This window comes from Neobacillus sp. Soil_C_43, assembly GCF_057656715.1.
This window is the reverse complement of record NZ_JBDGJV010000014.1, coordinates 20,081-38,263: the sequence shown is the minus strand read 5'-3', so window position 1 is coordinate 38,263 and position 18,183 is coordinate 20,081. Positions and strand designations below refer to the sequence as shown.

General features: G+C 38.1%; 14 protein-coding genes. 2 read left to right on the top strand and 12 right to left on the bottom strand.

Features of this window, described 5'->3' with window-relative positions:
* Positions 1-477: 477 nt before the first annotated feature.
* The 12 genes from AC3A54_RS17670 to AC3A54_RS17615 form a co-directional block, all read right to left on the bottom strand.
* Positions 478-2,133 (bottom strand): glycerol-3-phosphate dehydrogenase/oxidase, encoded by a 1,656-nt coding sequence (locus AC3A54_RS17670; RefSeq protein WP_487655485.1) that lies wholly within the window; start codon positions 2,131-2,133, stop codon positions 478-480.
* A gap of 18 nt (positions 2,134-2,151) precedes the next feature.
* Complete coding sequence (locus tag AC3A54_RS17665; protein ID WP_487655484.1) at positions 2,152-3,585, bottom strand: aldehyde dehydrogenase family protein; 1,434 nt, start codon at positions 3,583-3,585, stop codon at positions 2,152-2,154.
* A 69-nt stretch (positions 3,586-3,654) separates the two neighbouring features.
* Complete coding sequence (gene sftI, locus AC3A54_RS17660; RefSeq protein WP_487655483.1) at positions 3,655-4,995, bottom strand: sulfoquinovose isomerase; 1,341 nt, start codon at positions 4,993-4,995, stop codon at positions 3,655-3,657.
* A 94-nt stretch (positions 4,996-5,089) separates the two neighbouring features.
* A complete protein-coding gene (locus tag AC3A54_RS17655) occupies positions 5,090-5,761 on the bottom strand; it encodes a DUF4867 family protein (protein WP_487655482.1) in 672 nt (223 codons plus the stop codon).
* Between the two features lie 13 nt (positions 5,762-5,774).
* A complete protein-coding gene (locus AC3A54_RS17650) occupies positions 5,775-6,653 on the bottom strand; it encodes a class II fructose-bisphosphate aldolase (protein WP_487655481.1) in 879 nt (292 codons plus the stop codon).
* On the bottom strand, positions 6,650-7,825 hold the full coding sequence (locus AC3A54_RS17645) for a diphosphate--fructose-6-phosphate 1-phosphotransferase (protein WP_487655480.1): 1,176 nt from the start codon (positions 7,823-7,825) through the stop codon (positions 6,650-6,652). The genes AC3A54_RS17650 and AC3A54_RS17645 overlap by 4 nt, the downstream gene beginning before the upstream one ends.
* A 124-nt stretch (positions 7,826-7,949) precedes the next feature.
* Entirely contained in the window at positions 7,950-8,828 is an 879-nt protein-coding gene (locus tag AC3A54_RS17640; RefSeq protein WP_487655479.1) for a sugar phosphate isomerase/epimerase family protein, read from the bottom strand.
* A 29-nt stretch (positions 8,829-8,857) separates the two neighbouring features.
* On the bottom strand, positions 8,858-9,880 hold the full coding sequence (locus AC3A54_RS17635; protein ID WP_487655478.1) for a Gfo/Idh/MocA family protein: 1,023 nt from the start codon (positions 9,878-9,880) through the stop codon (positions 8,858-8,860).
* A gap of 64 nt (positions 9,881-9,944) precedes the next feature.
* Complete coding sequence (locus AC3A54_RS17630; RefSeq protein ID WP_487655477.1) at positions 9,945-10,688, bottom strand: sugar phosphate isomerase/epimerase family protein; 744 nt, start codon at positions 10,686-10,688, stop codon at positions 9,945-9,947.
* 87 nt (positions 10,689-10,775) lie between these two features.
* Positions 10,776-12,068 carry an ABC transporter substrate-binding protein gene (locus AC3A54_RS17625; RefSeq protein WP_487655476.1) on the bottom strand — a complete coding sequence of 431 codons (1,293 nt, stop codon included), beginning with the start codon at positions 12,066-12,068 and terminating at the stop codon, positions 10,776-10,778.
* Positions 12,069-12,107: 39 nt separating this feature from the next.
* Complete coding sequence (locus AC3A54_RS17620) at positions 12,108-12,932, bottom strand: carbohydrate ABC transporter permease (protein WP_487655475.1); 825 nt, start codon at positions 12,930-12,932, stop codon at positions 12,108-12,110.
* Positions 12,933-13,808, bottom strand: a complete 876-nt coding sequence (locus AC3A54_RS17615; RefSeq protein WP_487655474.1) for a carbohydrate ABC transporter permease — start codon at positions 13,806-13,808, stop codon at positions 12,933-12,935.
* Between the two features lie 100 nt (positions 13,809-13,908).
* On the opposite strand from AC3A54_RS17615, the gene AC3A54_RS17610 reads away from it, so the two are divergent.
* The gene (locus tag AC3A54_RS17610) at positions 13,909-15,729 is read left to right on the top strand and encodes a sensor histidine kinase (RefSeq protein ID WP_487655473.1); all 1,821 of its coding nucleotides are present in this window, start codon (positions 13,909-13,911) and stop codon (positions 15,727-15,729) included.
* Entirely contained in the window at positions 15,710-17,308 is a 1,599-nt protein-coding gene (locus AC3A54_RS17605; RefSeq protein ID WP_487655472.1) for a response regulator transcription factor, read from the top strand. The genes AC3A54_RS17610 and AC3A54_RS17605 overlap by 20 nt, the downstream gene beginning before the upstream one ends.
* The last annotated feature ends 875 nt before the right edge of the window (positions 17,309-18,183 follow it).

Genomic DNA, 18,183 nt, shown 5'->3' with positions numbered 1-18,183 from the left:
CGTCAACTACTTTTTCTTCAAAAATCAAAAAAAGTAAAAACAATAGGAATCGTGTCGGATTACCAATAAAGGAAAGGTAAATTTTCCCTCATATATTCTGAAACCTCTACTAATTAACGTAGATCAATTTACCCTTGAAAATCCCGTTTTTTCAATCTTATGATACTTTTAAATTTCGAATTCTAAGGTTTCTGAGTCATACGAAATATTGTTTAGCCTAAATAAAAAAACGATTCATAAGGATAAGGAAAAAGGTATTGTTGCGTTCTCTTTATTTTCTAAGTTTATTGCATAAAAAAACCAATGTTTTTGTGGTAGTTACTTCTTCAAATAGCATTCATAGGCTGGTGAAAAAATGGGAGAATTGCTACTACGAATTTCACACTTTCTTGTAATTTTCCAATTAATAGACATAAAAAATCCACCTTTCCTAAAGCAAAAGTGGATTTTTACAAGTCTTTCTTATAAAATCACAGCTTAATCAACTGGAACTCTTGCATGATACAACTCATAATCTAGTTCACGAAAATAAATTTTCTTTTGTTCATCAGTCCAACCCATTTGCTTAGCCATATACTCAATTACGGCATCTTTGTTTTTATTAACATCTTTAATATTAAACAATAAATCTCCAGTCCGCCTCAAAAAGAAATCCAGCGGTGTAGCTACCATTTCATATTGAATTGCATATTCAAGTTTTGCTAATAAGACTGTAGGTAGCTTATTATTATAAAAAAACAGTTCCTTGTTTTGGACGATGTCATATAAAACAGACACATTCGTTCCATAGCATAGTGCCAGTTCCCTTGCTTCTTCTTCTGAAAGCCCAGCTTTTTCCCCTTTTTTTACCTGCTCTTTAATAAAACTGCTAAATTTCTGAGAACCACCAAATTCACCTCCAGATATTGGAGTATTTCTAGTGTGAGATTCCGTAAACTTTCTGCCGGTTTCCTCAGTAAATTTTTCGGAAAGTAAATCGACTACTGTTTCTGCCATTTTTCTATATCCAGTCAATTTTCCTCCGGCAATTGTAATTAAACCGGACCCAGAAACCCATATTTCATCTTTACGTGATATCTCAGACGGATTCTTTCCTTCTTCAAATATTAATGGCCTTACACCCGCCCAACTAGATTCAATGTCATCTGGATTAATCTGTACCGTGGGAAACATATAATTAATAGCATTGATAATATAGTTTCTATCACTTTCTGTCATCTTAGGGTGTGCTTTATCACCGTTATAAAAAGTATCTGTTGTACCAACATAAGTTTTCCCATTACGTGGAATGGCAAATACCATCCTTTGATCCTGTGTATCAAAATATACCGCCTGCTTAAGCGGGAATCTTGATTGATCAATTACAAGGTGTACTCCTTTTGAAAGCCTAAGCTTTTTACCTTTATTTGAGTTATCCTTCTCACGGAAATCATCTACCCAAGGACCTGTTGCGTTAACAACCTTTTTTGCCCTTATGTTGAAGGTCTCATTACCCAACAGGTCTGTAAAAACGATTCCACTTACTTGACCATTTTCATAATGGAATCCTTCAGCCTTAGCATAATTTATAGCATTTACCCCATTTTCAACGGCTTTTTTCATAACTTCTATGGTAAGTCTAGCATCATCCGTTCTGTACTCTACATAGCAGCCTCCTCCCTTTAAGCCTTCCTTTTTTATAAGAGGTTCAAGGTCAAGAGTTTCACGTTTACTCAGCATACGTCTTCTTTCTCTCTTCTTAACCCCAGCGAGAAAATCATAGACCCGCAGACCAATGGAAGTACTCCATTTACCAAAAGTACCACCTTGGTGGATTGGTAGAAGCATCCATTCCGATTTCGTTACATGAGGACCATTTTCATAAACAATTGCCCGTTCTTTTCCTACCTCTGCTACCATTTTCACTTCTAACTGCTTTAAATATCTCAATCCTCCGTGAACAAGCTTGGTAGAACGGCTGGATGTACCAGCCGCAAAATCCTGCATTTCAACTAGTGCTGTTTTCATACCTCTTGTTGTGGCATCAAGAGCAATTCCTGCCCCTGTAATCCCGCCACCAATTATAAGGACATCGTATTCCCCAGTTACGAGGTTTTTTATTATTTCTTTTCTGCTTAGATTAGTGAATGGCATATTAATCCCCTCAAGAATTTACAGGTTAAATACAATAATACGTTCCTCCGTCATTTCTTCGATGGCGTATTTTGGACCTTCCTTCCCATTGCCACTATTCTTTACCCCTCCATATGGCATATGATCCACACGATAGGCAGAGGCATCATTGACAATGAGTCCCCCCACTTCTATTTCTAGAGCAGCTTTCATCGCAAATTGAAGGTCATTCGTGAATAAACCAGCTTGCAACCCGTATTCAGAATCATTTACTTTTTCAATGACCTCATCAACCTCTTTATAGGTGGCAACAGAAACAACCGGTCCAAATATTTCTTGCCGGCAAACCTTCATATCATCATTTACATTAGTAAGAATTGTAGGATAATAGAGTGCCCCATTGCGCTTTCCACCCATCTCAATAACGGCTCCTTGATCGACAGCTTCGTTTACCCAGGCTTCTACCCTCTCAGCCTCTAGTAAGCTTATCATTGGGCCAACATCCGTTTTTTCATCCATTGGATCTCCGAGGACAAAGGAACTTGTTTGATCCTTTAATAGCGCTAAGAATGGTTCATAAATATCCTGGTGAACATATACCCTCTGAACAGAGATACAAACCTGACCAGCATTGCTAAAACCTTTTTGAACAATCATTGATGCTGCCAGCTCTAAGTCAGCATCCTTATGAACAATCGTTGCAGAGTTATTACCTAGTTCTAAAGCCACTTTCCTTAGCCCTGCCTTTGTGCGAAGGATTTCTCCCACACGTGGACTTCCTGTAAAGGTAAACATATTAATGTCTTTATTTTCAAGCAGCCACTCTCCAATCTTTGAACCCGAACCCGTTAATACTTGCAGTCGTCCGCTTGGAAGCCCTGCTTCCTCCATTATTTCAGCTAACAATAACGCACAAATGGATGTTACTTCTGCTGGTTTTAATACCACACTGTTTCCTGCTGCAATGGCAGGGCCTATTTTGTGACAAACAAGATTAATAGGTACATTAAACGGAGTGATAGCAGCCACGACTCCTACAGGTACACGGACCGTGAAGGCGATCCGATTTTCAGAACCTGGAGCAGCTTCGACCGGAATGCCTTCCCCTTGAATTCGTTTCGCTTCTTCTGCTGATATTTGTAAAGTTTGAACTGCACGTTCAACCTCACCACGGGACTCCCGAATGGGTTTACCCACTTCTATCGCAAGAATGTTCGCAAATTCTTCCTTACGCTCCAATAACAGCTGTGATGCTTTCATTAACACTTTATAACGCTCGTAAGGTGGAAACGGCTGTTTAAGCGCGGCCTTTGCCCCTCTCACTGCCGTATCAACATGCTCTTTTTTGGCAATGGAGATGTGCGCTGCCACCTCTTGGCTGTATTTATTTAAAACCGCCGCAGTCTTTTCTGTCTTTTCAAACTGTCCATTTATATAAAGTCCATATTGATTGGATAAAGTTACAACCGACATCTATTATCCACTCCTTAATATTGGGAATGTTTTCATTTACCAATTTATTTCTACGGGGAAAACCATTAGTTATAAAAAGACTTTTGTCTCTAGCGCAAGAATCCGGCCGAGTTCGATTAGCTGCTTCGTTACATCACCGTAGACCAATGCATAATGCGGCTCAAAGCCTTCATGCATAAGCTCATATACGGTTGATGTAACTTCGGTCGCTAATTCAACTTCTACCGATGTTCCGCTGAATGGCTGCTCAACATCAAGAGCCGACCCTTTCATGACTAGAAGCCGGTATCCGTCTGGATAATGACTGACTCTAAATATAGTCACTTCTCCTGGTTTTAAGCCAAAGTCCATTGCCAAGCCTATCTTTCGATTTGGATGTACACCTGCTGTTGCTCCAGTTGAAGGATGTGCAAGGGAATAAGCCCCAGCCCCACAGTGCCAAAATACCACCGAGTTTTTTTCTTCATTCACATGAACTAAATCCCCTAGGTAAGGAGCATTCCCACCTGTAAGTTCGCGTAACACAAACATCGAAATGGATCCATGAATATCGGATTCACATGAAGTAACCATGCCATCCTCTGTGAATTGCGACAATGTCGAACATGGTGCTGCGCCTAATTCATTGAAAAAGTCCGGCCAGCAGCGCATCGCTAAAGATTTCAGCTCTTCCTTTTTGATATGTTTTTTAATGTAGGTGGAGAACTGAGCGAATTTTTTTACGGTTTCATCATCGCGCTTTAAACCAATCACTTGCTTTGCTGCCCGGTCAATTTCCCTAACCCACTCTTCCTCTGGAAGCTCCACGCATTTCTTGAAAGCTTCCTGAAGGTCAATCTTATGAAGGGTAACGCCAAGTGCCCTTTGAAGTTCTTCCGCGTTGGCATCCGAGAAAAAGAATCCCGGTGGATAGTCCCCAACCACACCAATTTTTAGATTTCGCATCTTCTTCAGTACACGCATCACATCAAATTGGCGACGTAACCTTTGTTGAAGTTCTTCTTCATCTGGATTTCCGAATACGAAGGAAAAAGGATGTTGCTGGTTTCTTAGCACATTACTGGTGCTATTCCCACCAGTTAAAGAATTTAGACGCAGCCGACCGCCAATACTTGGTTCCCGAACGGACCATACAATGACTGGTTCTTTAAAATACTCTAATGCCTTCACCATAAATTCCCCATCAGCAAATGTAACACTTTGATATAAAATGGTATCAATTTCAATAGTTTTAATGGGCGCTAAAAAATCCTCGAGTTCTTCAATTGATGAAATGATCTGTTTTGGTGCAAGAACAGTTTGGCAGCTTTCTTCCAACCATTTCAGGCTTTGATCACGATACCGTTCGGCCACTTCCATATCAAATGTTTTTCTGCCAATTGGCAGGTATAAAACTGCTGAATTTATCATTAAACAGTTCTCCTTTTTGATCAAAATATCATTATCATTCCTTCATTATCTCTTTGGTTACAAAATGTGTTCTTACATTCCTACTGATGAAGAATCATATAAATATTTGAATATTTTCACCCATAATTCCCGGATACGCACCACGATTCACTAACACTTCTCTTTCAGGATGTACAAGAAGCCATTTATTTTTCATAAATAGCAATTTATCTTCTTCAGTCCGTTTATCGACCTCTTGCTCTAAAGGTTCGTTCGTACCTGCTGGTAAAATAACAACCGCCTTGAAACCATCTTGATTTACTTTACAAGGTCCAAAATGCAAGGTAGTTGCATAAATTTCTATTGCTGTGCCTTTAGGAATATAGAATGCTTCAACGATTTTAGAATCATAGCGATTTTGATTAATATCCTGTACACGTCCCAAAAGAAGTACCAGATCAGTAATCGCAATGTTAATTTCGCTGCTTTTATGATATTCAAGTCCATTTAAGGTAGAATTGGGTCCATTACAGTAGCCGATTTGAATAGGCATCCCCCCATAAAAAGTGCATTGAATCTCATCTTTCAATTTGGTATTTTCCATTTCCGGGACGGATGCTATATACACATTTCCGTCAACAGGAACCACTGTTTGTTCCATAAACGGGTGTAATTCTTTAAAATTATAATTCTTAATAATTTTGCCATAGGCTTTGAATTTCTGATCCACTATATGGAAAAAAGGGACATGTGTATTTATTTCTTTTAACCTATTAAAATCTGACATTGTCATTCACTTCCTATACCGGCAAATTCAAAAAATGGTGGGCCTTGTTACTACTACCGAATAATCTTATTTTTTCTTTCACTTTTTCTTTCATCAATTCACGTCCATTACCAAGGGACTTTGCGAGGTGATATTCGTGAGGATTATCCTTGAGTATTTCAAGCATTCCATAAGTAAATGCCTGGCGTAATTCCGTATCGACATTTATTTTCGCTACTCCAAGTGAAATCGCAGCTGATATTTGGTCATCAGGAACATCTGAACCCCCATGAAGAACAATCGGTCGATTTACAGCAGCAGAAATTTCTTTCAGTCTTTCCAAAGCCAGCTTTGGTGGTTTTTTATAAATTCCATGTGCAGTACCGATTGAAACAGCCAAGTAATCCACATCAGTTGCTTCCACAAAGGCCATTGCTTCTTCCGTACTAGTGATCATCGCATCCTCTTCTGCTACTGTAATATCATCCTCTGTACCGCCAATTTTCCCAATCTCCCCTTCGGTACCAATTCCGAGTGGACGTGCTTCGTTCACCACTTTTGAAGTTATTGCTGCGTTCTCCTGAAAAGAACGAGCAGACCCATCAAACATGACGGACTGAAACCCGAGTTGAATGGCTTGTTTCGTTTGAGCATAGTCACGGCTGTGATCTAGGTGAATGGATATGGGAACGGTGGTATTTTTTGAGAAAAGATCGATCATCCTTTTCATATTCTCAAGTCCCATATACTGAATCACCTTTTGTCCTATCATAATCATGACCGGTGCTTGTTCCTCTTCGGCTGCCCAAAGGATGGACTGAATGGTTTCTGCATTGTGGACACTAAACGCCCCAATAGCGTATTTATTTTTATAGGCATGAGATAATAAATCTTTTCCGGCAATATACGTCATACTATTCCTCCAAAACTAAAAAAATCTTTTTTTACATCTATTGAATCTACCTGAGAATAGTCGGTACTGATTAGTGGTGAGAGCCACTCGTAATACTTGTTCGTTTGATGCAAATATTCATACGGCAGCAATCTTTCGCTCGTATTTGCAACCGTATGGAGAGGTACAGCACAATATTCATATTGATAAAAAGGGCCAGGTTTTCTTTGAATGCTGACCATGACACTGGTTTTTCCCTCTTTTATAAAATCAGCAGCCATTTGCCCTATTTCATATGCTTCATGTCGATCCTGTGCAGATACAGATAAAGAAGAACTCCTCTGATTCATTCCGAGCATTTCAACCCTAGTAAAATATCCGAGATTTTCATTCACCATCTCTTTCAATTGAAAAGAGATGCCCCCCAGGACACTTCGCCCCTTTACCTCCGCCTGTTCCACTTGGCCCTGACCTTCAATTACCGATCCCTCGCTGACTACTACTGTGGCAGTACCATATTCCTTCACTGCATTCCGTACGTCTTCGAGAAATCGATTAATTTTGATAGGAACCTCAGGAACATATATTAGGTGCGGACCATCCTGTTCCTGTCTTTTTAAATAACCTGCAGCCAATGCCAGCCAGCCAGCATTCCGCCCCATCGTTTCAATGACTCTGACCTGTTCAAAATTAGACATGGCTGCTAGATCATAACTGATATCCCTGGTTGCATACGCCACGTATTTTGCTGCACTCGCAAAGCCTGGGGCATGATCGGTTTCAGCCAAGTCATTATCTACAGTCTTGGGTATTCCTATGACTTGTAAGGGGATGTTTAATTTCTGGGCCATTTCACTAATGCGATGCAGTGCTGCCATTGTTCCATTTCCCCCGATAAAAACGAGAGTAGTAATGTTCTTTTTTTCTAAATTTCTAACAGCGGTTTCTATTTTCTCTTCATCCATAAGGAATCTTCCTGCCCCGAGACACGCACCCGGCAAGTCTCTGCTTCGGTGAACCCGTTTTAACAACTCACTTTGAAGGGGAACGATATAATCGCGAGCCAGCCCCTCATATCCGTTCATTACGGCATATATAGGTCTTATGGATGAAAGGTTTTCTAAGAATCCTATTACACTCAAATTAATAACAGCAGTAGGTCCTCCTGCTTGCCCAATTGCCATTCCACTCATACACCACACCCCTTTCCTGGCAAACTATAATTCATTAATGGTAAATGTATCGAAAGAACCCATAAAATATTTGGACTAGCCAAATATCTTATGGGAGTGAAGAGATTAACGTTTAATGTATTCTTTAGATAAATTGTTCTAAGTGTTTTTTCGCGTGAAGAAGACCCTTTTGAACCTTTTCATCTGTCCCTTCCCAAATAGGATCTTCATGCTCAATACTAAGAACATGGTTATACCCCACTTCATGAAGCGCCGTAATGAATTTATTCCAATCAACATCCCCTTGACCCGGAATCCGGTGTCTCCACCAATTCATGGTCAGCATCCCTTCGGTCCGAAGGATGTTTGGGAGAACTTCGGTATCTTTCGCTTGGGCCAATACGATATGTTCCTTAAATTCATGTACTGCCTGCACATAATCAATTTTCTGCCACACTAGATGGGATGGATCGATATTTAAGCCTAGGGCGTTAGACGGCACTCTAGTAAATAACTCTTTCCATAGAAATGGTGAAACAGCAATGTTATAAACAGGCGGCCAGAACTCATACATCGGACAATTTTCAAAGGCAAGCCTTACACCGTATTTTTCAGCTTTTTCGGCAACTGCAGGAAAGACTTGCTCAAATGTATCTAGGTTTTCTTCGATAGTCTTCATCGGATCTCTACCTGTAAACGTAGAAACTACTTGTACGCCAATGTTTTTTGCTGCTCGTAATAACATATCGATATACTCCAGCGCTTCCCCTCTTTTCTCCTGATCCGGGGACAAAAATGGAAGGGCACCAAACATAATATCAATAACTGGCATCTCATATTTTTCTTGTAGATTCATGATTTCTGAAGTATTTTTCCCTTCCGCAAGCTCTTTCCAATTGATATGTTTATACCTTGGGCCGCCATGAAGTTCGATACCGTAGAAATCATTCTCCTTGGCCCAATTAAACGTTTTTTCGAGTTCCCAATTCATAAAGCAAGATTGGTAGAATCCGACTCTCATCATCTATCCCTTCCTTCCTGATACTCTTTGATTTATACAAAAATGACTTTGCCAGTTTCAATTGATTCCAACACAGCGTAAGATAGCTTTAGCATCTCTTTCCCCTGCTCAAATCCATAAGATACTGGATGACCTTGATCAAGAGCTTCAATAAAAGCTTCGAATTCTACTTGGTGAAGTACCCTTCTTTCCAGTGGAACGGTTTCAACTTGATCACCAATAAATAGATGAACTTCTGTTCCGCTGTCAGTACCCCACGTGTTGAAATAACCCTCTGCTCCTCCTTTAGGTCCAATGATCCTATCTGCTCTTCCCCGCATCTTTGTATGTTTCGCCAATCCCCAGGAGATGGTCATGTTTCCGATATCACCTGATTCAAATTCAATCGTGATGATGGCGGTATCTATTGCCAATTCCTCAAAATGGGCGATTTCCTGACGGTCCTTTCCTAAAATTCCGCCTCTTGCATACACTTTTTTAGGCTTCGAGCCAAACACGGTTTGCCACATCAGGAAAAAGTGACAACAAGTATCCACAACAGGACCCTGGTTGCCATTTTTATTATGCATGGTGATTTTCGGCCGTACCTCCTGAAGAAGATCCGAATTAAACACCATTGGAGAACCAAACAACCCCTTCTTCACCCAGTCGCTTGTCAGTTCCACACCATGTGCAAAATTACGTTGAAAACCCAGCCCAAATTTAACACCGGCTTCTTCTACAGCAGCTTGCATCCTTTCAACCTCTTCAAGTGAACTTGCTAAAGGCTTCTCGCAAAATACATGTTTGCCATTGTTTGCGGCCAAAATGGTTGCAGGTCCATGATAAATTAATGGTAATGCAATAGAAATGATATCTACATCAGGCTGGATAATTGATTGATTAAAATCCGAAAATACCTGCTTTACACCTGCTTTTTCAGCCAAAGTATTCGCTCTTTCAAGATCCACATCGGTAACCGAAACTACCTCATGCCCGGCTAGCTGCCATCCATGGACATGATGATTCGCCATGTCCCCTGCACCAAGAACTGCAACCCTATACTTTTTACTCATTGTTTCTACCCCCATTATAAAAATTGCTATTTTACCATTATTCAAGTTTTAAAGGGTAAGCACTCTACATCCCCAAGTTTTGAAGGAATTTCCTGCTTATAATGGCGCTCTCAACTGGCACTTTATCGGTTTCATCTTGTTCAACGGTCCACCATTCCAAATGTAACGTTTTTAATTCGTCGACAAGGGCGATCAAATCCATATCACCGTTTCCAAGTTCTTTCCATTGACCGTTTGCGGTGTCTTTCACGTGCACATATTTAATCGTTTCTCTATACCGATCAATAAATTCTTTGAAACTATATTTAGCACGGAAAATCCATGCAAAATCAGCAGCCAGCTGCATATTCGGGTCTTTACTAATCACATCGAACAGTTGATAACCGTAGTCAAATTCCCAATCATGGTTGTGGTACAAGAGCTGTATCTTTCTATTTGCACAGCTTTTTGCAATAGAAGAAATTGCTTCCATCCATTCTAAATATTCTTCTAGACTGTCTTTTTTTAATAATGTAACGATTAGCCTTTGAATACCGAAACGATTCATTCTTTCAAGTAAGGCAGTTAAATCCTCCTCGGGGTGATCGGGGTGAAAGGATTCAGCAAGAATATGTAATGCAACGATTTTTAGATTTGGATTTTGCTTTAAATAGGTGTTCAGGTTTTCCTCATCGTTAACAAGATTAAATCGGCATTCAACACCATAAAAACCTGCCTGCAAAACATCATTGAAGATGATAGGAAAATCAGTTTCGATCCGTTCTACGCCCCACATTCTTGTTTGTATGGCCAGCTTAGGTGAATACATCTCAAAAACACTTCCTCACTATTATTTTCAAGGGATGGCTTTAAAGAAAGGGAGACGTTGTTCCGTCTCCCAATCATAATGATGTTTTTATTGTTTCCTTAAGGTGTTCATCGCTTCATCTAATTTTTCAAGGGTCTGCTCTTTGGTCAATTTATTCGCCACATATGCTTGGAAAATTGAACCGAATTCTTTCTCATAACCAGAAGGCAGCATATTGTAATAACGTCCATCACTTAAACCTTTATCGGTGTATGCAGTTAGCGCCGTAGCCAGTGGACCAAGCTGCTCATTGGTAAATTTAATATTGGTGAAAGCAGGGATAAACTTAAATTTTTCCACAATATACTTTTGACCTGCTGGATCGGTTACCAGCCAATTTAACCATTCTTTTACTTCAGGAATAACCTTTGAATCCTTATTGATAGACCAATAGTTTCCTGCAAATGCAAACATTTCTTCGTTGGCTTTTACATCATCATTAATTGGAATCGGGAACATTCCCAAGTTTAATTTAGAACCCATCTGATCCAGCACTGGCTGTGTCCAGGAACCTTGTTGAATAATGGCCCCCTCACCGGCCACAAACTTTGCCATAGAAGTGTTGTAATCAGTCGTCATCGCATCTTTATTGCCATACTTTTTATTCAAATCAAGCAGTTTCATGTAATCTTCGGTCTGAGCGTTTCCTTTGAAAGTTACTTTTCCATTATTTAAATCTTCCATCCATTTTCTCGGATCTTCTTGTCTGGCAAAAACAGCATTAAACCCTTGCTTACCCATGGTGAAATTTTCCTGCCATGCATTAACGAAGGCCGTAATACCGGCAGCTTTCAGTTTTTTAGATACTTCTTCAAGCTCGCTTAATGTTTTCGGAGTTTCCTTAATACCTGCTTTTTCGAATAAATCCTTATTGTAAATGTAGCCGAAACCTTCTATGTTGTAAGGCATTCCATAGATTTTCCCATCCACTGTAATAGGTGGTTTAGCGATTTCTACCATGTCTTTCACCCAAGGCTCATTCGAGAGGTCAACCATCCGATCCTTCCACAATACCGCATCCGCATCACCATTATTGGTAAATACGTCAGGAGCATTCCCAGATGCAAAGGCTGACTTCAAAGCCGTGTTATAATCATCCTGACCACCCAAAAACTGAAATTCTATGTTTGGGTGTGTTTTTTGGTATTCTGTGGCCATCTCTTTTAATTGGTCGACGATTTCCCGCTTTAATTGAAGAACCGTAATAACCTTCTTCTCTTGGGATTTCCCCCCTCCTCCCGACGCATTGTTTGAACTCGATGTCTCCGTCTTATCGGAGCAAGCGCTCAGCATTGCAAGTAAAAGCATTAGAGATACACACAAGCTAAATACCTTTTTCATTTGATAGCCTCCCCAAATATTTTTATATGTTTTCATTTACTAACCTTTTACTGATCCAGCCGTAACTCCTTCTATCACATGTTTTTGCAAAATCAGAAAGAAAATAATAATTGGTGTAATGCTCATTACCAGGCTTGCCAGTCCCATATCCCACTGCTTCGCATATTCCGTAAAGAAAGTGAAATTCGCCAGCGGAATGGTTCTCAATTCTATGTTTTGTAAAATCAATGAGGGGAGCAGGAAATCATTCCAAACCCACAAGCTTTGGAGAATAATGACCGTTACAGTCATGGGTTTTAATAGGGGGAAAACCACCCTCCAAAAGACCCCATAAGGAGAACAACCGTCCATAACCGCTGCTTCTTCCAATTCAAGAGGAATCGACTTAATAAATCCTTGAAATAGAAAGACACATAGCGGTACTCCAAGACCCCAGTAGATAAAAATAAGTCCTAGATGACTGTTCATGATATTCAAACCATTAGCCACCTGTACAAGGGGAATCATAATAGATTGAAAGGGAATAACCATAGCAGCTACGAACAAAGTAAAGACCAGTTTACTAAATAAAGTGGGCCTACGAGCAATACGGTAGGCTGCCATTGCACTGATCAATGTCATCCCGGCAACACTGAAAACGGTTACAATTAATGAGTTCCAAAAAGCCTTAGGATAATCAATTCTCTCCCATACTTTTAGGTAGTTAGACCAAAGAAATTCTTTAGGCCAGCTAGCCCCATTAATCAGAATATCTGCGAAACTCTTAACCGAATTAATAAAAACGAAATAGAAAGGAATTAAAAATAGAATGGCGATTATGATTGCAAATAGCTCCAAAATCCACCTTCCCTTGAAGATTGCCAATTATTGTACCTCCCTTCTTTTTGTAAACCAGACTTGCAATAAGGTAATTAACGCGACAACAATAAAGAATATGAAAGCTTTAGCTGAACCAACCCCCATATTATTACGAGTAAAGGCTTCCACATAAATATCTAAAGCCACAGGCTCAGTGGAACGGAAAGGCCCCCCCTTCGTTAATGAGAAAATAACATCAAAAACCTTAAAGGATGTCGATAAACTGAGGAATACACAGACGGTAACAACCGGCATAATTAATGGAAGAATGATATGCCTGATTTTATGAAGAGTAGTCGCACCATCCATTTCAGCTGATTCCAACAATTCATGCGGGACACTGGCAATGCCTGCAATATATATAACCATTAAATAGCCTGCAAAATGCCAAACACTTACGATCACAATCCCCCAAAACGCGGTGTTTTCTGTTCCAAGCCACGGAAGGTTAAACAGGTCAATTCCCGTTAATTTACCGACTGTCGGGAGGCCTCTAGTGAAAATGAATAGCCAAATAAATCCAAGTAAGATTCCTCCAATAACATTAGGCAAAAAAGCGATGGCACGAACTGGATTTCTGATACGGAGTTTTCTAGTTAATAAGAACGCTAATAAAAACGCTAATACATTGTTCAAAATAACAACGACAACGGAATACTTAGCGGTAAATAAAAATGAGTTAAGAAAGTATTCATCTTTAAAGATACGAAGGAAGTTATCAATGCCTATCCAATTTTTTGCTGTTGAAATTCCATTCCAATCGGTAAAGGAATAATACATTCCCAATAAAAACGGGATAATTTTCATTATGAGGAATAAAACCAGTGCAGGTCCCAAAAATATCACGAGTTGCAGATTGTCGCTTTTTTTGCTATATTTCATTATTATACCTCCTCCCTTATCTAAAAGTTTACAATTAACTAAATTATCGGTAAATTCTAAATATTTGATATATGAAGTGTAATATATTGACATAGGAGGAATGATGTTTAGCATTCGTTATAAACTAACCCTACTGTTGTTGGCTGCCATATTACTTCCCATTGTAACTTCCATTTTGATCACCCATAATCTGACCAAATCTTCTATCACTGAAAAGGTGATAGAGGAGAACTCAAAATTATTATTTCAAGGGAAAACAAATTTGGAGAACTACCTGCAATCCATTGATAACACCACACAAAGCGCTTTATTTTCTAGAACCTCCTATCGATTATTTGACTTAATGAGAACCCGTACTCCTAAGGATCAAGAAAAAAATGATATCAATTTGTCTATCACTCAGCTGGGGGATTCAAAAAAAGAATTTCACCAAGTGTTCTTATTCTTGGACAGACAAAAACAAAGCTATCTTTACTCTGACTATGTAAGTAAACAAACTATGTCAAATTTTAAAACGGAACATAATGAAAGGGCTTTCACAGAACCAACCCATTTAAGTGATATCTATGGTTTCAATCAAAGGAATTTACTATCTCGATATGAACGCAAACAAGTATTTTCCTTTTATCGCATCATTGAAGACGTTCCGTTAAAGGACCGTCTAGGCGTCCTTTCTATTGACGTACGACTTGATTATCTGAGTTTTATTAGCGATATGCTATACACAAATAAAGAAGAAGATATTTTTATACTGGATCCAGACGGGGATGTCATTTATTCTTCTCAAGAAAAATTAATAGGTACAAAAGTACAGGAAGATTGGGTCGGTAAACTGTTTAGGATTAAAAAAACGTCCTCTCATTTTGAAGTAACCGATCATGGTTCTAAAGAATTAATTCTATATGATACTATTAACCTTCCTTATGCAAACTGGAAATTGGTTAAGAGAATACCCTATAGCTGGTTATATCATGATGCCAACCTTTTAACTAAGATTAATACTTTTGTAGTCATCTGTTTCTTAATTCTGGCGATTAGCGCCTCATTGATAATAGTTATCCAAACTGTTGTAAGACCCATCCGCAAGCTTATTTATGAGATGAACATTGTGGAAAGAGGTGAATTTAATGTTCAATTCCCAAACATCAACCGTAAAGATGAATTTGGGGTATTAGCTAGACGCTTTCATCAAATGGTTGATCGAATTAACTCACTTATTCTAAGTGAATATAAGTTAGAAATAGCCAATAAGACGAACCAATTGAAAGCACTTCAAGCACAGATTAATCCACACTTTTTCAATAATGTACTGCAGTCGATTGGCACCTTAGCGTTAAAGGATAAGAATCTTAAAATCTACTCATTAACATCGGCGTTAGGAAGAATGATGCATTTTAATATGAAAATTGATGAGTCCATTATTCCACTTGGGAAAGAAATAGATTATATTAAATCCTATTTGGAACTTCAGCAACAAAGATTTGAGGATGATTTCCAGGTGTTTATGGATATCGACGAGGCAACTTTACCTATTCAGGTTCCGAAGATGATTCTGCAGCCCATTATTGAAAATTATTTTGTACATGGCAGAATGGATCAAGGTAACCGGGGTGTCCTGAAACTAACTACTAAACTAGAAAATAATGAAGAACTGATTTTAATAGTCGAAGACAACGGACAAGGAATCAATGACTCGAAAATGAAAGAATTGACGAAGTTATTACGAGAAAAAAACGATTTTGAATGGAAATCATCGGACCATATTGGCCTATTAAATGTATTAACTAGGTTACGCGTTTACTTTTGCGCAGAAGTAAAAATGATTTTGAATCATGTAGTCCCACATGGTTTAAAAATAACGACAAAAATCCCTTTACATAAAGGCGGTGATCCAGAAAAAAATGAAGGTGTTAATCGTTGATGATGAAAAACATGTACGAGAGGCCATTTTGCTTTTAATTCCATGGGAAGAATATAAAATTTCAAAGGTTTTCGAATCACAGAATGTAGAAGCTGCTAAAAAAGTCATTGAGGTAGAAAAGCCAGATATTATCTTTCTGGATATGATGCTGGCAAATCAAACAGGTATTGAGCTATTAAGCTGGATTCATGAATGCGGCATCCCTTCGAAAGTTATTGTAGTAAGCGGACACAATGATTTTCACCTTGTCAGAAATACCATGAGATACAACGGAGTCGATTATATATTAAAACCAATCGATCAGGGTGAAATTTTAAATGCCTTAGAAAAAGCGATTGATGCGTGGAAACAAGATGAGGTAAAAAGATTAGAGAATCAATCGAAAAACTTAAGAATGCAACACTTTGAACCCATTTACTTGGACAAAGCTCTATCGGAATATCTTAAAGAACCTGCAAAGCATTATACTATTCTACAAGAGATTAACAGGGATATCGACGTAAACAATGGTCTAATTCGAATTGCCTTATTGAGCCTTCAGCTGATTCATAGGAGCATTCATCAAAAGTTTTCGACAAACAAAGACTTGCTGCTTTTTTCAATTAAAAATCTATGTAATGAATATTTAAGTCATTATGGCTGTGGTTATGCTTTTCAGGATTGGAATAATGAGAATGAGATTGTCATACTATTTTGGAATCAGTTTGACCTTACAAAACAAATTCTGGAGGGTATAAATCAGAAGATTGATCAAACTCTTGGTTCACATTTTTTCTTTTCTGTTGGCAAGCCACAGCCTCTTCCATTAGGAATCTCTCTTTCCTATGATGACGCTAGAAAGGTATTAAAGAGTAAATTAAATCTAAAAAAACCTGCCAGCTTTATTTTTGATGATTCACACCCAAGCGTCATAGAAAATGAATCTATTTATATCAATAATTATGAAAAAAAACTCCTTTTTGCCATGAAGTGTACAGAAGATACTATCATCAAATCAATAACAGACAACTTTACTAACGAATTGCGCACCTTACAAGCAATTACACTCAATCATATAGAGATTTGGCAAAACGAGCTCAATATTTTAAAGTTAAAATATTTTAAAGAATTCTCCGATCATTTAAAGCGATTTGACCCTCAAATTTCCTGTATCCTAATGAATGACAGTGGTCAATTGCTAATTGAGGAATGGTTAAAGGAGCTCAAGCAGTCTTTTATTCTTCTCCATCAAATCATATCCAAAAATAATACGGAAAGAGTAAATGTTTTTCATGAAATAGCTAATTATATCAGGAAGAATTATCATGAAGATTTAAGCCTGCAATATTTTTCAGATCATTTCTATTTAAGCCGTGAACATATTTCAAGGAAATTTAAGCAGGAATTTGGTACAAATTTACTTGATTTCGTCATTGACGTTAGGATGGAAAAAGCCAAGGCACTATTGTCCGACCCTGATTTAAGAGTTTCGGACATTTGCAAAATGGTTGGTTATAATGATGAGAAATATTTCTATAAAGTTTTCAAAAAAAGTATAGGGTATTCGCCTTCTCAATTTAGACATCAAATATTTCAGTAAAATAAAAATGGCTTGGAGGTGTCACTCCAAGCCATTTACTCACTAGTTATTTTTTAAAAAGGGTCTATAATTTTTCAATAGAATTCTAAACGGTCTATAGATAAAAGTGTTTTTCCAATCCATTTTTCATTCGAAGAAAACGTTAGTGTATCAATATTTTTTGGCGGGACTGCGTGGGAATCGAACCCACCAGACCTGGCACGCAGGTCTCAAGCAGTTTTGAAGTTTGCTAGCATCTATATTTAAAATACCTTGAAATACCTTCAAATATTGATAAATCAAGCTTTTTTGCTTCCTAATGTTTTCTAGTAATTAGTAATTTTAAAAATTTGGGCACCAAGCATGGCACCTTTATGCCCACTAATAAAAAAAGAAAAAATATATTACATTTTGGTCTTTTACTGCGTAAATCTCACTTGATGCCTTCCCCCTATGAATTATTGTCTCTCTAGTATTTTCATTATTAAATAATTATTTCTATGTATTTAGAACATCAGAAGCTGTTCAGGCTGTATATCATGTTTCGTTTACATATGTTTGAAAAAATTGATTTAAACAAATTAGGTTAGCTCGTGAATATACCTAAATATTATAGGAACTTCATTTAATGTTAGCTATGAATTGATTTATGACATAATAACTAACCACAATTTTTTATTTAATTCCTCATATCTAATTACTGACTTTAGCAAGGTTAAACTTAATAAAAAATGATTGTAGCATTTCTTCACAGATTTTACTTTTTGCTAAAAAGCAGTTTGAAGTTAGTTGAAGTGGGGAGCATATTTACTTATTTAGTAGACAGTTTGGAAGGGCTTTTAAACAGCTATTTCTATGTATTCCGTTGATATTTTAAGTAAATATTGCATTCAATT

Excerpts from the sequence above, each read along its gene's own strand:
- AC3A54_RS17630 (WP_487655477.1), bottom strand. The coding sequence starts at position 10,688 with ATGTATTCACCTAAGCTGGCCATACAAACAAGAATGTGGGGCGTAGAA.
- AC3A54_RS17625 (WP_487655476.1), bottom strand. The coding sequence starts at position 12,068 with ATGAAAAAGGTATTTAGCTTGTGTGTATCTCTAATGCTTTTACTTGCA.
- AC3A54_RS17615 (WP_487655474.1), bottom strand. The coding sequence starts at position 13,808 with ATGAAATATAGCAAAAAAAGCGACAATCTGCAACTCGTGATATTTTTG.
- AC3A54_RS17635 (WP_487655478.1), bottom strand. The coding sequence starts at position 9,880 with ATGAGTAAAAAGTATAGGGTTGCAGTTCTTGGTGCAGGGGACATGGCG.
- AC3A54_RS17655 (WP_487655482.1), bottom strand. The coding sequence starts at position 5,761 with ATGTCAGATTTTAATAGGTTAAAAGAAATAAATACACATGTCCCTTTT.
- AC3A54_RS17650 (WP_487655481.1), bottom strand. The coding sequence starts at position 6,653 with ATGACGTATATTGCCGGAAAAGATTTATTATCTCATGCCTATAAAAAT.
- AC3A54_RS17665 (WP_487655484.1), bottom strand. The coding sequence starts at position 3,585 with ATGTCGGTTGTAACTTTATCCAATCAATATGGACTTTATATAAATGGA.
- AC3A54_RS17645 (WP_487655480.1), bottom strand. The coding sequence starts at position 7,825 with ATGAGTGGAATGGCAATTGGGCAAGCAGGAGGACCTACTGCTGTTATT.
- AC3A54_RS17605 (WP_487655472.1), top strand. The coding sequence starts at position 15,710 with ATGAAGGTGTTAATCGTTGATGATGAAAAACATGTACGAGAGGCCATT.
- AC3A54_RS17640 (WP_487655479.1), bottom strand. The coding sequence starts at position 8,828 with ATGATGAGAGTCGGATTCTACCAATCTTGCTTTATGAATTGGGAACTC.
- AC3A54_RS17670 (WP_487655485.1), bottom strand. The coding sequence starts at position 2,133 with ATGCCATTCACTAATCTAAGCAGAAAAGAAATAATAAAAAACCTCGTA.
- sftI (WP_487655483.1), bottom strand. The coding sequence starts at position 4,995 with ATGATAAATTCAGCAGTTTTATACCTGCCAATTGGCAGAAAAACATTT.
- AC3A54_RS17610 (WP_487655473.1), top strand. The coding sequence starts at position 13,909 with ATGATGTTTAGCATTCGTTATAAACTAACCCTACTGTTGTTGGCTGCC.